This window comes from Tenacibaculum sp. E3R01 (assembly GCF_003318185.1).
Lineage (GTDB): Bacteria > Bacteroidota > Bacteroidia > Flavobacteriales > Flavobacteriaceae > Polaribacter > Polaribacter halocynthiae.
The window spans coordinates 77,232-95,691 of record NZ_QOCC01000026.1; the positions used below are offsets into that span (position 1 = coordinate 77,232).

At 29.8% G+C, this 18,460-nt stretch carries 14 protein-coding genes; 10 read left to right on the plus strand and 4 right to left on the minus strand.

Annotation, left to right across the window (positions count from 1 at the left end):
- Positions 1 to 112: 112 nt before the first annotated feature.
- Positions 113 to 463, minus strand: a complete 351-nt coding sequence (locus DS884_RS15230) for a 4Fe-4S dicluster domain-containing protein (protein WP_093871623.1) — start codon at positions 461 to 463, stop codon at positions 113 to 115.
- A gap of 71 nt (positions 464 to 534) precedes the next feature.
- Between DS884_RS15230 and DS884_RS15235 the strand changes: the two genes are divergently transcribed.
- From DS884_RS15235 to DS884_RS15260, 6 genes are all read left to right on the plus strand, one after another.
- Positions 535 to 1,596 (plus strand): acyl-CoA reductase, encoded by a 1,062-nt coding sequence (locus tag DS884_RS15235; RefSeq protein WP_113787363.1) that lies wholly within the window; start codon positions 535 to 537, stop codon positions 1,594 to 1,596.
- A gap of 52 nt (positions 1,597 to 1,648) precedes the next feature.
- On the plus strand, positions 1,649 to 2,713 hold the full coding sequence (gene serC, locus DS884_RS15240) for a 3-phosphoserine/phosphohydroxythreonine transaminase (protein WP_113787364.1): 1,065 nt from the start codon (positions 1,649 to 1,651) through the stop codon (positions 2,711 to 2,713).
- Positions 2,714 to 2,783: 70 nt separating this feature from the next.
- The gene (locus tag DS884_RS15245; protein ID WP_113787365.1) at positions 2,784 to 3,737 is read left to right on the plus strand and encodes an NAD(P)-dependent oxidoreductase; all 954 of its coding nucleotides are present in this window, start codon (positions 2,784 to 2,786) and stop codon (positions 3,735 to 3,737) included.
- Positions 3,738 to 3,740: 3 nt separating this feature from the next.
- Positions 3,741 to 4,979, plus strand: a complete 1,239-nt coding sequence (locus DS884_RS15250) for a DUF1015 domain-containing protein (protein ID WP_113787366.1) — start codon at positions 3,741 to 3,743, stop codon at positions 4,977 to 4,979.
- Between the two features lie 14 nt (positions 4,980 to 4,993).
- Positions 4,994 to 5,653: a YggS family pyridoxal phosphate-dependent enzyme gene (locus DS884_RS15255; RefSeq protein ID WP_410529733.1), complete on the plus strand. Its 660-nt coding sequence runs from the start codon at positions 4,994 to 4,996 to the stop codon at positions 5,651 to 5,653.
- A gap of 29 nt (positions 5,654 to 5,682) precedes the next feature.
- Positions 5,683 to 6,780: a PolC-type DNA polymerase III gene (locus DS884_RS15260; protein ID WP_113787368.1), complete on the plus strand. Its 1,098-nt coding sequence runs from the start codon at positions 5,683 to 5,685 to the stop codon at positions 6,778 to 6,780.
- Positions 6,781 to 6,828: 48 nt separating this feature from the next.
- Here DS884_RS15260 and carB read toward each other — a convergent pair whose 3' ends face one another.
- Positions 6,829 to 9,678 (minus strand): carbamoyl-phosphate synthase large subunit, encoded by a 2,850-nt coding sequence (gene carB, locus DS884_RS15265; protein ID WP_093871630.1) that lies wholly within the window; start codon positions 9,676 to 9,678, stop codon positions 6,829 to 6,831.
- A 106-nt stretch (positions 9,679 to 9,784) separates the two neighbouring features.
- Positions 9,785 to 9,946, minus strand: coding sequence for a 50S ribosomal protein L34 (gene rpmH / locus DS884_RS15270; protein ID WP_093871631.1), 162 nt, complete (start codon positions 9,944 to 9,946; stop codon positions 9,785 to 9,787).
- A 219-nt stretch (positions 9,947 to 10,165) separates the two neighbouring features.
- On the opposite strand from rpmH, the gene DS884_RS15280 reads away from it, so the two are divergent.
- From DS884_RS15280 to DS884_RS18480, 3 genes are all read left to right on the plus strand, one after another.
- Entirely contained in the window at positions 10,166 to 11,779 is a 1,614-nt protein-coding gene (locus DS884_RS15280) for a CTP synthase (RefSeq protein ID WP_093871633.1), read from the plus strand.
- Positions 11,780 to 11,969: 190 nt separating this feature from the next.
- Positions 11,970 to 13,853 (plus strand): membrane protein insertase YidC, encoded by a 1,884-nt coding sequence (gene yidC / locus DS884_RS15285; protein ID WP_113787370.1) that lies wholly within the window; start codon positions 11,970 to 11,972, stop codon positions 13,851 to 13,853.
- A 163-nt stretch (positions 13,854 to 14,016) separates the two neighbouring features.
- Positions 14,017 to 14,190 carry a hypothetical protein gene (locus DS884_RS18480; RefSeq protein WP_158530854.1) on the plus strand — a complete coding sequence of 58 codons (174 nt, stop codon included), beginning with the start codon at positions 14,017 to 14,019 and terminating at the stop codon, positions 14,188 to 14,190.
- Between the two features lie 60 nt (positions 14,191 to 14,250).
- On the opposite strand, the gene DS884_RS15290 is transcribed toward DS884_RS18480, so the two are convergent.
- Positions 14,251 to 15,897, minus strand: a complete 1,647-nt coding sequence (locus DS884_RS15290) for a T9SS type A sorting domain-containing protein (RefSeq protein WP_158530855.1) — start codon at positions 15,895 to 15,897, stop codon at positions 14,251 to 14,253.
- 870 nt (positions 15,898 to 16,767) lie between these two features.
- Here DS884_RS15290 and DS884_RS15295 point away from each other — a divergent pair.
- A complete protein-coding gene (locus tag DS884_RS15295) occupies positions 16,768 to 18,033 on the plus strand; it encodes a S8 family serine peptidase (RefSeq protein WP_093871636.1) in 1,266 nt (421 codons plus the stop codon).
- The last annotated feature ends 427 nt before the right edge of the window (positions 18,034 to 18,460 follow it).

Consider the following 18,460-nt stretch of genomic DNA (forward strand, 5'->3'; position numbering starts at 1 on the left):
TTTATAAAACGGTTTATAAGTTTTTGTCGAAAATATTTTTTGAAATTACGATTTTTTAAAACAAAAAAATCCTGAGCTAAAACTCAGGATTTAAATTTATTTTCAAAAAAAATTATTCGTTATGCATAAAACGTTGTTTTCCTAACAACTCTTCTTCAGTTTCAACATTATCATCATCAGGCACACAACAATCAACAGGACAAACAGCCGCACACTGAGGCTCTTCATGAAATCCTTTACATTCTGTACACTTATCTGCAACAATATAATAAATTTCATCTGAAATTGGCTCTTGCTCTTCTTCAGCATTTGCGTTATTTCCGTTTGGTAATACAATATCACCCTCTAAATCGGTACCATCAGCATAACGCCAATCATCAGCACCTTCATATATAGCTGTATTTGGGCACTCAGGTTCACAAGCACCACAATTTATACATTCATCTGTTATTATAATTGCCATAATAAATCACTTTCAGTTTTGTAACTTTGCAATCGCAAAAATAGTTCCAATTTAATTTAGAACCAAAATAAATGGATAACATAAAAGGTAGAATAAAAGCTTTTAGTGAATTAGGGAGCTTTTTAAGTCAGTTTTCTTCAGAAAAAATGGCACAAAAAGAAAATGTACTTCATAATGATTTATTTTTTGAAGGCTTCAAGCATCAGTTAAAAATAGCAGGTGAAAACAATACATGGTTTACTAGTGATAATTTATTTTTTGCAACTCAAAGTTGGGCAGAAGCATTGACTTTTGATAACTTAACTCAATGGACTAAAAATGAACAACTAGGCAAAGGGATCTCTAAAAATGTAGCAGTAATAATGGCAGGAAATATTCCTTTAGTTGGGTTTCATGATTTTTTATCTGTACTTATTGCTGGTCACTCTATAACAGTAAAACAATCGTCAAATGACAAACATTTACTTCCTTTTTTAGCTAAATATCTAGAGTACGTTTCTCCTGAGCTAAAAGGAAAAATAGTTTTTACAAATGAAAAACTAACTACTTTTGATGCTGTAATTGCTACTGGAAGTAATAATACTGCTAGATATTTTGAGTATTATTTTAAAAACAAGCCTAATATTATTAGAAAAAGCAGAAATTCTGTTGCTGTTATTACTGGAAACGAAACTGAAAGTGATTTAGAAAGTTTAAGTGATGATATTTTTAAATATTTTGGTTTAGGTTGTCGTTCAGTTTCTAAGCTTTTTGTTCCTAAAAATTATAATTTTGACAGTTTTTTTAAAGGAATGTATAAGCGTCATGAAATTATCAATAATGCAAAATATGCTAATAACTATGATTATAATAAAGCAGTATATTTAATGAGCGAATTTGATATTCTTGAAAACGGTTTTTTAATGATTAAAGAAGATAAAAGCTATGCTTCACCAATTGCTTCTGTTTTTTATGAATATTATGATAATTCAGATGATTTGAAAATAAAATTATTTCAAGATAAAGAACAAATACAATGTATTACTTCTAATAATTTTATTGAAAATGAAATACCTTTTGGACATACTCAAAAGCCTAAGTTATGGGACTATGCTGATGGAATTAACACTCTAGACTTTTTAACTAATTTATAAGGTTTAAATTCGTATAATTTGCATCTTTGCTTAACAACACACAAGTAAAAAAATGAAAAAACATAACTTTAGCGCAGGTCCATGTATTTTACCTGAAGAAGTACTTCAAAAAGCTTCTGAAGCTGTTATTAATTTTAACAATGACAATTTATCATTAATTGAAATTTCACACAGAAGTAAACCTTTTGTTGATGTTATTGAAAATGCTAGAAGTTTAGCTTTAGAATTATTAGGCTTACAAAACAAAGGATATAAAGCTCTTTTTTTACACGGAGGAGCTAGCTCTCAATTTTTAATGACAGCGTATAATTTATTAAATAAAAAAGCAGCTTATTTAAATACAGGAACATGGAGTAGTAAAGCTATAAAAGAAGCTAAATTATTTGGAGAATTAGACGAAGTAGCTTCTTCGATAGATAAAAACTTTAATTATATTCCAAAAAATTATAAAATCCCTAGCGACGCTGATTATTTTCACTGTACAAGTAACAACACTATTTACGGAACTCAAATGAAAAGTTTTCCTGAAACTACAGTTCCAATGATATGCGATATGAGTTCTGATATTTTTTCTCGTCAATTGGATTTTTCTCAATTTGACTTAATTTACGCAGGAGCTCAAAAAAATATGGGGCCTGCAGGAACAACATTGGTTATTGTTAAAGAAGACATATTAGGAAAAGTTGAACGAGTAATTCCATCTATGCTCAACTACCAAACTCATATAGAAAAAGATAGTATGTTTAATACACCTGCTGTTTTTCCTATATATGTATCTATGCTAACATTAGAGTGGTTAAAAGATTTAGGAGGAATAGACTTTATAGAAAGTGTTAATAAACAAAAATCAGCACTTTTATACAATGAAATAGATAGAAACCCTTTATTTAAAGGACTTGTTGAAGAAGATGATAGAAGTCATATGAACGCTACTTTTACATTAACTAATAAAGACTTAAAAGAAAAGTTTGATTTCATGTGGCAAGAAGCTAACATTAATGGATTACACGGTCATAGAAGTGTTGGAGGATATAGAGCAAGCATGTACAATGCATTACCACTATATAGCGTTCAAGCTTTAGTTGATGTAATGCAAGAATTAGAAAGAAAAGCATAAAAATAACGTCATCATTCATTTAAAAAAAGCTTCTCTTTTTCAGATGAATGATGTCAAACTGAATTAAAAAATGAAAATATTAGCAAACGATGGTATTTCTCAAAGCGGAATTGACGCTTTAGAAGAAAAAGGTTTTGAAGTTTTGACTGTTAAAGTAGCACAAGAGCAACTTATAAACTATATAAATGATAACAATATAGATGCAATACTAGTTAGAGGAATTACACAAATACAAGAAGAATTAATTGAAGCTTGCCCTAGTATTAAATTAATTGGTTGTGGTGGTGTAGATATGGACTCTATTGATGTTGATTTTGCAAAAGAAAATGGAGTGCATGTTATTAATACTCCTGAAGCTACTTCACAAGCTATAGCCGAACTTGTTTTTGCTCACTTATTTGGTATGGTTCGTTTTTTACATCAAGCCAACAGAGAAATGCCACTAGAAGGAGAAACAAGATTTAATGCGTTAAGAAGAGAGTTTGCTGCTGGAACTGAACTTAAAGGTAAAACATTAGGTATTATTGGTAATGACCCTTCAGGTAAAGATGTAGCTAAAATAGCGCTTGCAACAGGTATGAAAGTCATATTTTCAGGAAATTATTCAGATGAAAACACTATAACTGTACCTTTTTACAACGGTCAATCTATAGATATTGAAGTAGAAACTGAGCCCTTAAAGGAATTATTAAAAAGTGCCGATTTCATTACTTTTCATACTACTTCTAATGAAGGATATGTCATAGGTAATGATCAATTTAAAGACATGAAAGATGGTGTAGGTATAGTTAATACTTCACAAGGAGGTGTTTTAGATGAAGTTGCTTTGGTTAATTACATTGAAAGTGGCAAAGTGAAATATGCTGCTTTAGATGTTTTTGAAAATGAACCAACACCTGAAATTCAACTATTAATGAATACTGACTTGTCATTATCTCCACATATTGGCTCATCTACTCTTGAAGCTCAAAATAGAATAGGTACTGAATTAGCAAAACAAATTATTGAACTACTTTCTGAATAATATATGGCAATTGTAAAACCTTTTAAAGCTGTTAGGGCTACACGTGATAAAATAGCATTGGTATCTTCAAAATCTTATGAAGCTTATCCTGCAGAACAATTAGATGCTAAATTAGCATTTAACCCTTTTTCATTTTTACATGTTGTAAATCCTGGCTACAAATATCACCAACAAGAAATATCTGGTGATCAACGCTTTAAACTGGTTCATAATCGTTACCTTGAATTTAAAGAGGATGGTTATTTTACTCAAGATGAAATTCCAGCTTTTTATATTTATAAAAAGATAACCCCCACTGATTCTTTTTGTGGGATTATTTCAGCTACTTCTGTTAATGATTATCATAATGATGTAATAAAAAAACATGAAGGTACTTTACGAAAAAGAGAATTACTGTTTGAAGATTACCTTAGAAACACTGGATTCAATGCTGAACCTGTTTTATTAACTTATCCTGATAATGATGAAATTACTTCTATAATAAATAAATATCAAAAAAACAGAGCTGAATATGAATTCACTACAACTGATAAAGAAACTCACTTACTTTGGATTATAAGTAATAAAGTTGATATTAAAAAAATTACATCAGCATTTGAAAAAGTAGATACTTTATATATTGCAGACGGGCACCACCGCTCTACTTCTTCGTGCATGCTTGCTGAACATTTAGCTAAAGAAAATCCAGATCATACAGGTAATGAAAATTATAACTTTTTTATGAGTTATTTATTACCAGAAAGTCAACTAAATATTTATGAATTTAATCGATTTATAAAGGACTTAAACGGATTAACTGTTGATGGTTTTCTAATTGAATTAGATACTATTTTCAAAATAGAGAATAAAGGCTTAGAATTATACAAACCAAAAGAAAAGTATAATTTTAGCATGTACTTAAATGGTGATTTCTATTCTTTAAGTTTACGTAAATCTGCTTATGAATTCACTAATGAATTAAGTAAATTAGATGCTCAAATTTTATATCAAACAGTGTTAAAGCCTATTCTAGGTATTGATGATATTAGAAATGATTCTAAAATAATTTACTCACAAAACAAATCTGGAGGGTTAGAATTGAAAACTAAAGTAGATGAAGGTTCTTTTAAAGTATCTTTCGGAATGTTACCTACCAATATTGACGAATTAAAAGGGATTGTTGATATCGGCTTATTAATGCCTCCTAAAACTACATACATTGAACCTAAACTAAGAAGTGCATTAACCATTTATGAGTTTTAAATTATATCGTTATAATGATAAAAGAAAGTTTACAGAAAATAAAAAACTTATTACCTAAACATGTTACGCTAGTGGCTGTTTCTAAAACTAAGCCTATTTCAGATATTCAAGAAGCATATGATACTGGTCAAAGAATATTTGGAGAAAATAAAATTCAAGAAATGGCTTCCAAATTTGAGGCACTTCCTAAAGATATTGAATGGCACATGATTGGGCATTTACAAAGAAACAAAGTAAAATACATGGCTCATTTTGTAAACTTAATTCATGGTGTTGATAGCTTAAAAACTTTACAAGAAATAAACAAACAAGCAAAAAAACACCATAGAATAATTAATTGTTTACTTCAAATAAAAATTGCCAAGGAAGATTCTAAATTTGGTTTATCATTTGATCAAGCAAAAGAAATAATAGCCTCAGAAGAATTTAAAAGTTTACAGAACATAAAAATTACTGGACTTATGGGAATGGCAACATTTACTGATAATGAACAACAGTTATCTGAGGAATTTTCATCACTACATACATTCTTTTTACAAGAAAGAATAAATAAATCAGAGCTAACTACACTTTCAATGGGAATGAGTGGTGATTATGAACTAGCTATAAAAAATGGTAGTAATATGGTTAGGATTGGTAGCTCTATATTTGGTCATAGAAATTATATTGCTTAGATTTACATTAACCGCTTAAAGAGAAAGAATTGTACGCAGTTGTAGATATTGAAACCACAGGAGGAAAATTTAACGAAGAAGGTATTACTGAAATAGCCATTTATAAATATGATGGCCATCAAATTGTAGATCAATTTATTAGTTTAGTTAATCCTGAAAGAGAAATTCAAGAATTTGTTGCCAAACTTACAGGTATTAACAATAAAATGCTTAAAAACGCTCCTAAATTTTATGAAGTAGCCAAACGTATCATAGAAATAACTCAAGATTGTATTTTAATTGCTCATAATGCTAATTTTGATTACAGAATTTTACGAACAGAATTTGGTCGTTTAGGCTATGACTACAATAAAAATACTTTATGTACAGTTGCACTTAGTAAAAAATTAATTATTGATTCTCCTTCTTATAGCTTAGGAAAACTTTGTAGACATCTAGGAATACCTGTTACTGATAGGCATAGAGCTAATGGTGATGCGCTTGCTACCGTTAAACTTTTTAAACTTTTATTAGATAAAGATATTGATAAAGAGATCATACAACAATCTGTAAAATACTTTGATAACAGGCATGAAAAACAACGTATTTTAAACATATTAAACAAACTTCCTGAAACACAAGGTGTTTTTTATATTCACAACCAAGAAGGAACTATTATCTTTATAGGTAGAGGTAATAACATAAAGCTAGAAGTTAATAAACAGTTTTTAAAAAAAACCTCTAAAGCTGAAAAAGTGTTTAAGAGAGTACATGAAGTAACTTATGAAGAAACTGGAAACTCTTTGCTTACTCGCTTAAAATATCATTTAGATTTAGACAGTGTACGTCCGAAATACAATATTATTCGTAAACGTAAAAAAAACAATACGAATTTTAATAACAATACTTTTTTAATAATTGATAAAGGAAGAATTCCTGAAGAACATGCTGTAATTTTAATAGAAAATAATACTGTACTTGGTTATGCATTTACCAATTTGGCTTTTCAAGAAAACCAAATAAGTATTTTAAAATCAATGCTAACACCTATTGAAAACAAAGAACTAGCTAAAACAATTATTAAAAATTATTTATTAAGAAATAAAGTTCAAAAAATCGTTCGATTAGAAACTGAAGAAAATATTTAATATTTATTTTCTAAAAAAAAGCCGAAGTTTAAACTTCGGCTTTTTTTATTATTTACTTAAATACATTTTTCTACGTGAATATAAATCGTAAAATTGATCATCTCGTAAATTATCTATAAATAAAATGCTTTCTCCTGTACTCTTCATTTCTGGTCCTAACTTTTTGTTCACATTAGGAAACTTATTGAAAGAAAAAACTGGTTGTTTGATAGCAAAACCTTCTAATTGAGGATTAAAATTAAAGTCAGTTACTTTATTTTTACCTAACATTATTTTTGTAGCATAATTTACATATGGTTCTTTATAAGCTTTGGCTATAAAAGGCACAGTACGTGATGCACGTGGATTAGCTTCAATTATATAAACTTTATCATCTTTAATAGCAAATTGAATATTTATTAATCCAACTGTATTTAATGCTAAAGCTATTTTTTTAGTATACTCTCTAATTTGTTCAAGAATTAACTCTCCTAAATTAAACGGTGGTAAGGTTGAATTTGAATCACCTGAATGAATTCCACATGGTTCAATATGTTCCATAATACCTATTATATAAACATTTTCACCATCACATATTGCATCAGCTTCAGCTTCTATTGCTCCTTCTAAATAATGATCTAATAATAATTGGTTTCCTGGCATTTGGCTTAATAAAGAAACTACATGTTTTTCTAACTCTTCTTTATTAATTACAATTTTCATTCCCTGCCCTCCAAGTACATATGAAGGTCTTACTAAAATTGGAAAGTCTAATACCTCTGCTATTGCAGCTGCTTCATCTGCAGTAGTTGCAATATCAAATTGTGGATAAGGAATATCATTTTCTTTTAATAAGTTAGAAAACAACCCTCTATCTTCAGCTAAATCTAAAGCTTCATAACTAGTACCTAAAATCTTAATTCCATATCTAGATAATTTTTCAGCTAACTTTAATGCAGTTTGTCCACCTAATTGAACAATAACACCTTCAGGTTTCTCGTGCTTAATAATATCGTAAATATGCTCCCAAAAAACAGGTTCAAAATATAACTTATCAGCTGTATCAAAATCAGTAGAAACTGTTTCCGGATTACAGTTAATCATAATAGTTTCATAATCGCATTCAGCTGCAGCTAAAACACCATGAACACAACAGTAATCAAACTCAATTCCTTGTCCAATTCTATTTGGTCCAGAACCTAAAACTATAACTTTTTTCTTATCAGATACTACACTTTCATTTCCTGTAAAGCGTTCACCATTAACCTCCATGTCACTTTCAAATGTTGAATAGTAATATGGTGTTTTTGCTTCGAATTCAGCAGCACAAGTATCTACTAATTTGTATACACGGTTGATACCTAATTCTTCACGTTTATTATATACTTGACTTTCTAAACAACCTAGCATATGAGCTATCTGACGATCTCCATATCCTTTTTGTTTAGCTTCTAACAATAACTCTCTATCTAAATTCTCTATAGTATAAGTAGAAATCTCATTTTTAAGCAAGTGTAATTCTTCATATTGCTTTAAGAACCACATATCAATTTTTGTGATTTCATGAATTCTACTTAATGGAATTCCCATTGCAATTGCATCGTAAATAATAAATACACGATCCCAAGAAGCATTTGTTAACTTCTCAATAATTTCATCGTAATTTTTATTCTCTTTTGCATCAGCTCCTAATCCATTACGTTTAATTTCTAACGATTGAGTGGCTTTATGTAAAGCTTCTTGGAACGAACGTCCAATTCCCATAACCTCTCCTACCGATTTCATTTGTAAACCTAAGGTACGATCAGATCCTTCAAATTTATCAAAGTTCCAACGTGGTATCTTCACGATTACATAATCTAATGTAGGCTCAAATAAAGCTGAAGTTGATTTTGTAATTTGGTTTTGTAACTCATCTAAATGATACCCCATAGCTAACTTAGCAGCAACTTTTGCAATAGGATACCCAGTTGCTTTACTTGCTAATGCTGATGAACGAGATACACGTGGATTAATTTCAATTGCTATGATCTCTTCTTTTTCATCTGGGCTCACAGCAAACTGTACATTACAACCTCCTGCAAAATCACCTATAGAACGCATCATATGTATAGCCATATCACGCATTTTTTGATATGTCTTATCACTTAATGTCATTGCAGGTGCAACAGTAATAGAATCACCAGTATGAATTCCAATTGGGTCCATATTTTCAATAGAACAAATAATAACTACATTATCATTTGAATCTCTCAATAACTCTAACTCATATTCTTTCCAACCAATTAACGCTTTATCAATCATTACTTCATGAACTGGCGAAACCTCTAATCCACGTCTTAATAATTCGTCAAAATCTTCTTCTTTATATACAAAAGATGCTCCTTCACCTCCTAAAGTAAATGAAGCTCTAATAATTAAAGGAAATCCAAATTCTTGAGCAATTTCTTTACCTTTTAAGAAAGAAGTTGCTGCAGCTTGAGGTGCCATAGGAATACCTATGTCATCCATTAAAAGTCTAAACTTATCACGATCTTCAGTAATATTAATGGCATCAATATTAACCCCAATAATATCTACATTAAAATCATCCCAAATACCTTTCTCATCAGCTTCAATACATAAATTTAATGCTGTTTGTCCACCCATTGTAGGTAAAACAGCATCAATATGAGGATGTTCTTTTAATATTTGAACAATAGACTTTGTATTTAATGGTAATAAATACACGTGATCCGCCATTGACGGGTCTGTCATAATTGTTGCTGGATTAGAATTGATTAAAATTGTTTCAATTCCATCTTCTCTAAGCGATCTTAATGCTTGTGTTCCTGAATAATCAAACTCACATGCTTGACCAATAACGATAGGCCCAGATCCGATAATTAAAATTGACTTAAGGTCTTGTCTTTTAGGCATTACTTATTTTGTTGTATAGTTGTGTGTAAAAATAATAAATTACTTGGGTACAAAAAAAGGCGTTACTAATAAAAAGTAACACCTCTATATGAATGACATTATATCATTATTTTTTTGGTCTTGGAGCTGAAGAAACAGTTAAACTTTTTCTTCCTTTAGCTCTTCTTCTTGCTAATACTTTTCTACCATTAGCAGAAGCCATTCTTTCTCTGAAACCGTGTTTGTTTCTTCTCTTTCTCTTCGATGGTTGGTACGTTCTTTTTGGCATTACTTATATTTTTAAAATATCTTCTTTAAATTATGTCTTGCTTTTGTGAAATTCCGTCTGCTAAAAGCGTGGGCAAATATACAATAGTTTTTTTGTCTGACAAATCCATTTTTTGTTTTTTTAAAAATATTTATCACTTTATGGAAAGTATATCTTTTTACACTTTTTTGTTTGCTAAAATTATTAGACTTCTTACTTTTGCCCAAACCTAACAATACCATGAATAACACTAAATACGTTTTTGTAACAGGAGGCGTAACTTCATCACTTGGAAAAGGAATTATAGCTGCTTCTTTGGCTAAACTAGTACAAGAAAGAGGTTTTTCTGTAACCATACAAAAACTTGATCCATATATCAATATTGACCCAGGAACATTAAACCCGTACGAACACGGAGAATGTTATGTTACTGATGATGGAGCTGAAACTGACTTAGACTTAGGACACTATGAACGTTTTTTAAACATTCCTACTTCACAAGCTAACAATGTTACTACAGGTAGAATATACCAATCTGTAATTAACAAAGAAAGAAAAGGAGAGTTTTTAGGTAAAACTGTTCAAGTGATACCTCATATTACTGATGAAATTAAACATCGTATTCAAATTTTAGGAAATACAGGTGATTATGATATCGTTATCACTGAAATAGGTGGAACAATTGGAGATATAGAATCTTTACCATACATAGAAGCTGTTCGTCAATTACAATGGGAATTAGGTGAAGAAAACGTAATTGTTGTTCACTTAACATTGGTTCCTTATTTAGCTGCTGCTGGTGAACTAAAAACAAAACCTACACAACACTCTGTAAAAATGTTAATGCAAAGTGGTGTAAGTCCTGATATTTTAGTGTGTCGTTCTGAACACGAAATAAATGATACTATAAAACGTAAATTAGCTTTGTTTTGTAATGTAAAGCAACAAGATGTTATTCAATCTTTAGATGCTGAAACTATTTACGATGTTCCTAATTTAATGTTTGCTGAAGGTTTAGATTATGTTGTTTTAGAAAAACTACGTTTATCTACAAGAAAACAACCTAAATTAAAAGCTTGGAATAAATTTTTAGAAAAACATAAAAATCCAACCTCTACAATAGAAATAGGTTTAGTTGGTAAATATGTTGAACTTCATGATTCATATAAATCAATAACTGAAGGATTTATTCATGCTGGTGCAGCTAATAAAACAAAAGTAAATGTTCGTTGGATACACTCTGAAGAACTAACTCCTGAAAATGCAGCTTCTCAACTAGAAGGATTAAATGGTGTTTTAGTAGCTCCTGGTTTTGGTGATAGAGGTATTGAAGGTAAAATTTCTGCTGTTCAATATGTTCGTGAAAACAACATTCCTTTTTTAGGTATATGCTTAGGTATGCAAATGGCTGTTATTGAATTTGCAAGAAATATTTTAAACTTAAAAGAAGCAAATTCTACTGAAATGAATCCTTCAACCAAGCATCCTGTTATTAATTTAATGGAAGACCAAAAAGAGGTTACTGAAAAAGGTGGAACTATGCGTTTAGGAGCTTGGGATTGTCAATTAAATCAAGATTCGAAAGTTTTTAATGCATATAAAGAAGAAATAATTAGCGAACGTCATCGTCACCGCTTTGAATTCAATAATAAATATAAAGAGCAAATTGAAAATGCTGGTATGCAAACCACAGGTATTAATCCTAAAACTGGCTTAGTTGAAATAGTTGAAATACCTTCACACCCTTGGTTTGTTGGTGTTCAATACCATCCAGAATATAAAAGTACAGTGTTAAATCCTCATCCTTTATTTGTCGATTTTATTAAAGCTGCACTTAAGCAATCAAAAAAATAACTTTTAAATCCTGCAAAATTGACTTGCAGGATTTTTTATTTAAAAATGGAATAGCATTTGTGCTATACTGTATATCAAAATTAATCAACGTAAAACTCTTTATAATAGATAGGGTTTTACTACATTTGTCGGGTTTTTCTTTGTACAAGAAAAACATTAACTGACAGGTTGACATTTATAAAATATATCAATGGAACAAAAGAAATTCGATTTTAATTCCTTTATAGGAATGCTTTTATTAGGAGGTATTTTACTTTGGTGGATGAGTACTCAAAAACCAGAAGAAACTCCTGAAACTACTACTGGTACTCAAACAGAACAAGTTTCTGAAACTACTCCAGCACAAGATAACACAAGTACTGTTGTTTTAAACGACTCTTTAAAACAAATTGCTTTACAAAATAAATTAGGTGCTTTTTCTTACGGTGCTTTAACTAGTAAAGAAGGTGCCTCTATCATAGAAAATAGTTTATTAAAACTTACTATTGATAACAAAGGAGGTCAAATTACTGAAGCTCTAATTAAAAACTTTAAAACTCACGATTCTCTACCGTTATATTTAATTAAAAACAAGAATGCTTCTTTTAATGTTAATTTCGGGACTAATGATAATCGTATTTTAAATACTAAAGATTTATTATTTACTCCTGTTCTTACCAAAAATGGAGACACACAAGTGCTTTCTATGAAATTAAAAGTAGCGGAAGATAAATTTTTAGAGTACCGTTATGAAATAAAGAAAGACGATTACAGAATTAACTTTGCTATTCGTTCGCAAGGTTTAAGTAACGTAATTAATGCTTCTCAACAAATTAATTTAGATTGGAACTTAAAAGCTTTTAGTCAAGAAAAAAGTTTAAAAACAGAGAATACCATGTATTCTTGGTTTTATTATAAAGCCGATAGTGAAGTTGATTATTTAAGTCCAGGAAATTCTGAAGTTGTAAATGATGTAAATTGGGTTTCTTATAAACAACACTTTTTCTCTTCAGCTTTACTTAGTGAAACAGCTTTTAATAATGCTACACTTACTTCTACTGATTTGGTTAAAGACCAAAAGAAAGATACCATTTTCACTAAAGCTTATGAATTAAAAGCTCCTTTAGCTTTGAAAAATGGAGAATTAAATTATAACATGCAATGGTTTTATGGACCTACAGATTATAATTTACTTAAAACCTATAAAGGAACGGATTTAGATCAAACAGCAGATTTAGGTTGGGGTATATTCGGTACATTAAACCGTTATGTATTTTATCCAGTATTTAATATGCTTAAAGGTTTCATTGGTAACTATGGTCTAATCATTATTTTAATGACAATAGTAGTTAGAATTATAATGTCTCCTGTATTATACAAGTCATATTTATCAAGTGCTAAGATGAAAGTGATTCGTCCAGAGATGGAAGAAATCAACAAAAAGTATCCAGGTAAAGAAAATGCAATGAAGCGTCAACAAGAAATTATGGCTGTTCAGCGGAAAGCTGGAGTAAGTATGATGTCTGGTTGTATTCCTGCATTAATGCAAATGCCTGTTTTCTTTGCTTTATTTAAGTTTTTCCCAACCAACATTGACTTTAGACAAAAAAGTTTCTTATGGGCAAACGATTTATCATCTTATGATACTATTTATAAGTTACCTTTTGATATTCCTTGGTATGGTAATCATGTTAGTTTATTCCCTATACTAGCCTCAATAGCTATTTTCTTTTATATGAGAATGAACCAAAGTCAACAAGCAAACATGCAAGCTCCTCCACAAGAAGGGATGCCTGATATGAGTAAAATGATGAAGTATATGATTTACTTCTCTCCTATTATGATGTTGTTTTTCTTTAATAACTATGCTAGTGGATTAAGTTTATATTACTTCATTTCTAACTTATTAACTATTGCAATTATGTTTGTAATTAAAAACTTTGTAATAGATGAAGCTAAGATTCATGCAAAAATTGAAGAAAACAAAAAACGTCCTGAAAAGAAAAAAAGTAAATTCCGTGAACGTTTAGATACAGCGATGAAGCAAGCTCAAGAACAACAAGCTGCTCAACAAAGAGGTAAAAACAAAAAATAATAATAGTTTATAACTACACTATAATTTTACTATAAACCAGAAGATATTTAATTCTTCTGGTTTTTTTTATGATTATAATATAAAAATCACCCATAAAGGGTGAGTAAGCTGAACAAAAAATAATGTAGTTTTAAGAATAATAATCTTTTAAAAATAAAATACCATGCTAGAAATCTTAAAACTTAACGGAGTTCAAAAATTAGAAAGAAAACAACAAAAGAGTATTAATGGTGGAGTTTGCCCTCAACAAGGAGAATATTGTGTTCCAGGAATACCAATTCATTGTATTACAGCTGATCCTTATCTTTGTATCAACAATAAATGGGTGAAATTATAAGCCAAAAAAGCCGATTAGAATTTATATACTAATCGGCTTACTATTTTTCAAATAAAATATCTATTCAATTACTAATTTTTTAGATATTCTTTCTTTTAATGTTTTAATCAATACAATATAAACACCTTTGTCTAAAGCTTTAACATTAATAGAACTTTCTTTTTTCCATCTAGTTCTATAAACTATTTTACCATATTTATTAGTTATCTCTACCTCTGCTCCTTCTAAACTTAAATTACTCTTTAAATACACCTTTTCTCTTGAAGGATTAGGATAAAGCTGTACTAACTGAATTTTATCAGTGTTTAAATCCATCTCTTTTATCTTTTTCATATTTTCATTATGATTGTCATCAGAAACTTCATATTTTTTTTCTGCTATAAAATTATATTTCAACTTAGTTTTATCTTCACTCAACATGCTTTCCTCTTCATATATAAAGAAAACTTTATCTGTATAACTAATTTGAGAACAGTTAGTTCTTGATATATGCCTTACTAAATAATACATTCCATGCTGTACGTTTGGCACACTATAATTATGAGTTGGCGTAGTAGAATTTACTATTGTATGTAAACTCCAAGAAGAAAGGTTAGGATATGTATTTACAGTATTTTTAAAAACAATCCAATTACTTACAGCATTTGTAGATACTGTTGCACTTACATTAAGACTAGGTGATCCATTAGTAGGTGAATTAATAGACCCGCTGAAATTAGAATTTACTACTCCGTTAAATGTATACGGTATTTTAAATACTTTCCTTTGTTCCTTCCAACTACAAGTAGAGGTCCATACACCATGCTTTACCATATAATATTTACCTCCAATATTAGGAACATTATACGAACCAGATATTGCATTTACATACCCCACTACACTAACAACATTAGCATCTGCAGTACTAAAACTATTCATTTCCGATATTTCATACTGATGCGCTGTTCCATTTGGATTTACCCCACTATTAACAACATTAATAGACACTGTATTAGATGATTCATTACATGTAATACTTGTTGTAAATGCTGAATTCAAATTACACACTACTTTAGAAATACTTACATCATCAATTAAAATGGCTCTAGCATTATTGTTTCCCATCTTTTCAATAGGCCACATCTTTAATCTAATTTCAACTTTATCATAAATACTTGCTTCTCCTTGGCTTATTACAAATGTAGTTTTATACTCTTTCCATTGAAAATTAGTTACGCTTGGTGATGTATAAATAACCTTACTTTGCGTACAAGAATTACCTTTACGTAGCACCACTTCTACATTATAATAATTAACAGGATCAAAGAGTGGATTAGAAAGCATATAAAAGTTTTTAGCTCTTGCTAAATATAAAGACAAGTCATAACCTCCAGCTTGTAATGAGTTTTTTAATGTTCCTCTTATCCTCTCTTCACTTGCTGGGCTAGGTGGATAAATCGCTGTATATATTCCTGCATATCTATTTCTCCCTGATCTTTCCGGTAGTCCTGCTGATGTAGTAAATTTATTATTTGGTACCTTCATTTGAGCTGAAGGACTGTTTTTATCAAATAAATCTGAACTCGGAAATGTACTTTGAATATTAGAATTATAAGGAATACACTCCCCTTTATAATGACTCCAATAAGTTGCACGCTGAAGCTGCCCTTGATTATTAGGTATTGACCCTAGTTCAAAACTGGGATTTTCAACTAGATTTTGTGACATTCCTAATTGGGTAAAAAATATAGTTATTAAAAAGCATAAAATGCTTGACCTTTTATTGTTTTGATTCTTCATCTTTTAATTGTTTTTTTTGGGATTAATCGTTAAATAGCACCTACTCTTTTTAGTAAAGGATTTTCGGTTTCCTCCATAATAATTAAAAATGATAATTACTCTAAAACTGAAATATTTACTTACAGCATAGTAATTACACATTGTGTTTCCTAAAAATAGCCTTTGAAAAAATGAGGAAATAGTATAATTTCTTTGAAAAATTATTAATAACAACTAGTAGTTTTAAAGTTTTATTTCAAAAACTAGCAGTACATTCATTAGTAGTAGGAATCTCCTTTTTATTGTTTAATCATAAATATGAGTTCTCGAATGTAAAAACTTTAGTGTATCATTTGGTTAACTAGTTTCCCTATTAAGTGTTTTTCTTTCCAAATGAAACAAATACTCTTATAGTTTATATATAAAATGCTGATTTAAATAAACTAGAAAGGGCTTTAAAATAAACTCTCTCTATTTTTTTTAAAAAAAACTTCGAAATCATCATTTTTAACGTAATTAAAAAAATAAAAAACTTTATTTTTTTTAAAATTCTCTACTACAGAAAAACTATTCTAATGTTAAGTAATTGTTAATTTAACAACATAAGCACTCTTAATTTACATTTAAAATAGTAATCTTTTTTTAACTTCTAAAACTCTCTTTTTCTCAATGTTTTCAATAGCAACACAGTTGCTTTAATAAATATAAGCACTTATTTTATACAATATAAAAACCTAAAAAACAAATACTTATAAACATTTTTAACATTTAATATTTTAGAAGATTTTATACTTTTGATTCAAATTAAAACCCTTCATTATGAAAAAATTAAACAATTTTTTTGTGAGTGCACTTTCAATTGCATTCTTAATTACTTCTTGTCAGAACGAAAATGTTTCTGACCAAAGCACACAAAATGTAGAACCTATAGCGAGTGAGGGAAAAATCATTCCAGGCCAATACATTGTTGTATTTAAAAACTCAACCATTAATCCAGCCTCAAGGGTATTGTCAAAATCACCTATTGTCGGTAGAAAAGCGAAAGCTAGTTCGGTAAGAAAAATTTCAGAAAACTCAATTTCAGAAATCAACCGTATACTTACAGATCATAAGGTTGATCAATCAAGAGTTTTGAATTATTACACTACCAAAATTTCTGGTATTGCCGTGAAATTAAACAAAGAAGAAGCTCTTGCTTTCTCGAAAGATGAAAACGTTGCTTCAATCGAGTTTGATCGTATTGTTGAAATACCAAAATTCGAAATTGAAGAAACTACTTCTTCAAATGGTTCACAAAGAATGGCTCAACAAACCCCTTGTGGTGTAAGTAGAGCTGGTGGTTTTGCAGATGGATCTGGAAAAAACCAATGGATTTGGGTAATTGATAGTGGTATTGACTTAGATCACCCAGATTTAAATGTTGTTACCAACACAACTTATGCAAAATCTTTTGTAGGTGGATCTGCAAATGACTGTAATGGACATGGTACACACGTAGCAGGAACTGCAGCTGCTAAAAACAATGGATTTGGTGTTGTTGGAGTTTCTGCAGGTGCTGCGGTAGTACCAGTACGTGTATTTGGTTGTAGCGGTGGTAGTAGTACATCTACCATTCTTGCAGGTATTAACCATGTTGGACAATATGACATTCCTGGTGATGTTGTAAACCTAAGTTTAGGTGGTTATTATGGTAGTGGCTGTTCTAATAGTTCTGCTTACAAAAGCGCTTTATTATCACTTTCAAACTCTGGAAGTTATATAGCTATTGCAGCAGGAAATGATAGTGATAATGCTGCTTATTACAATCCTGCTTGTATAAGCGGAAGTAATATTTACACAGTTGCTTCTATGACTTGTAATCGTGGCTTTTCATCATTTTCTAATTACAACATGAATCCTATTGACGCTATTGCAACTGGAAGTAGTGTACGAAGCACTTATTTAAATGGTGGTTACGCTACCTTAAGTGGTACTTCAATGGCTTCTCCTCATGTTGCTGGTATTATGCATGCTAGAGGAAGAGGACCAAGATTTTCAGGTTCTGTAAGACATAGAGGTGAAAACTATCCTATTGCAGTAAGGTAATTTGTTACTAAGTTTATTTTGAATTAAATCCCACCTTTGAAGAAGAGCAAAGGTGGGTTTTTAATAATATCTCTTTCTATTAAAACAACACGCTAACTTTAAAAACCTCTTCATTAAATAGTTTTACATCTTTTCTTATTTAACAAAGCTTTAACTAAAGTGTATTAAACCATTATAGACCTTCGTTGTCTAAAGTTTTTATAAACTAATTCAATGAAAAAAATTACAATACTCTCACCTACCGCTAGTATTTATTAGTAGAAATTAAGACTGTCTCATTCTAAAAAAGTAAACTCCTTCTTAAACAAAAAACTACCCTAATTCTTAAATTAAGGTAGCTTATATTATTTTTAATTTCTATTTGTTATCCCTTAATTAGTACCGCCACTAATTTTGAAAACAAGAGATAGCTAGGGATTGAATATAA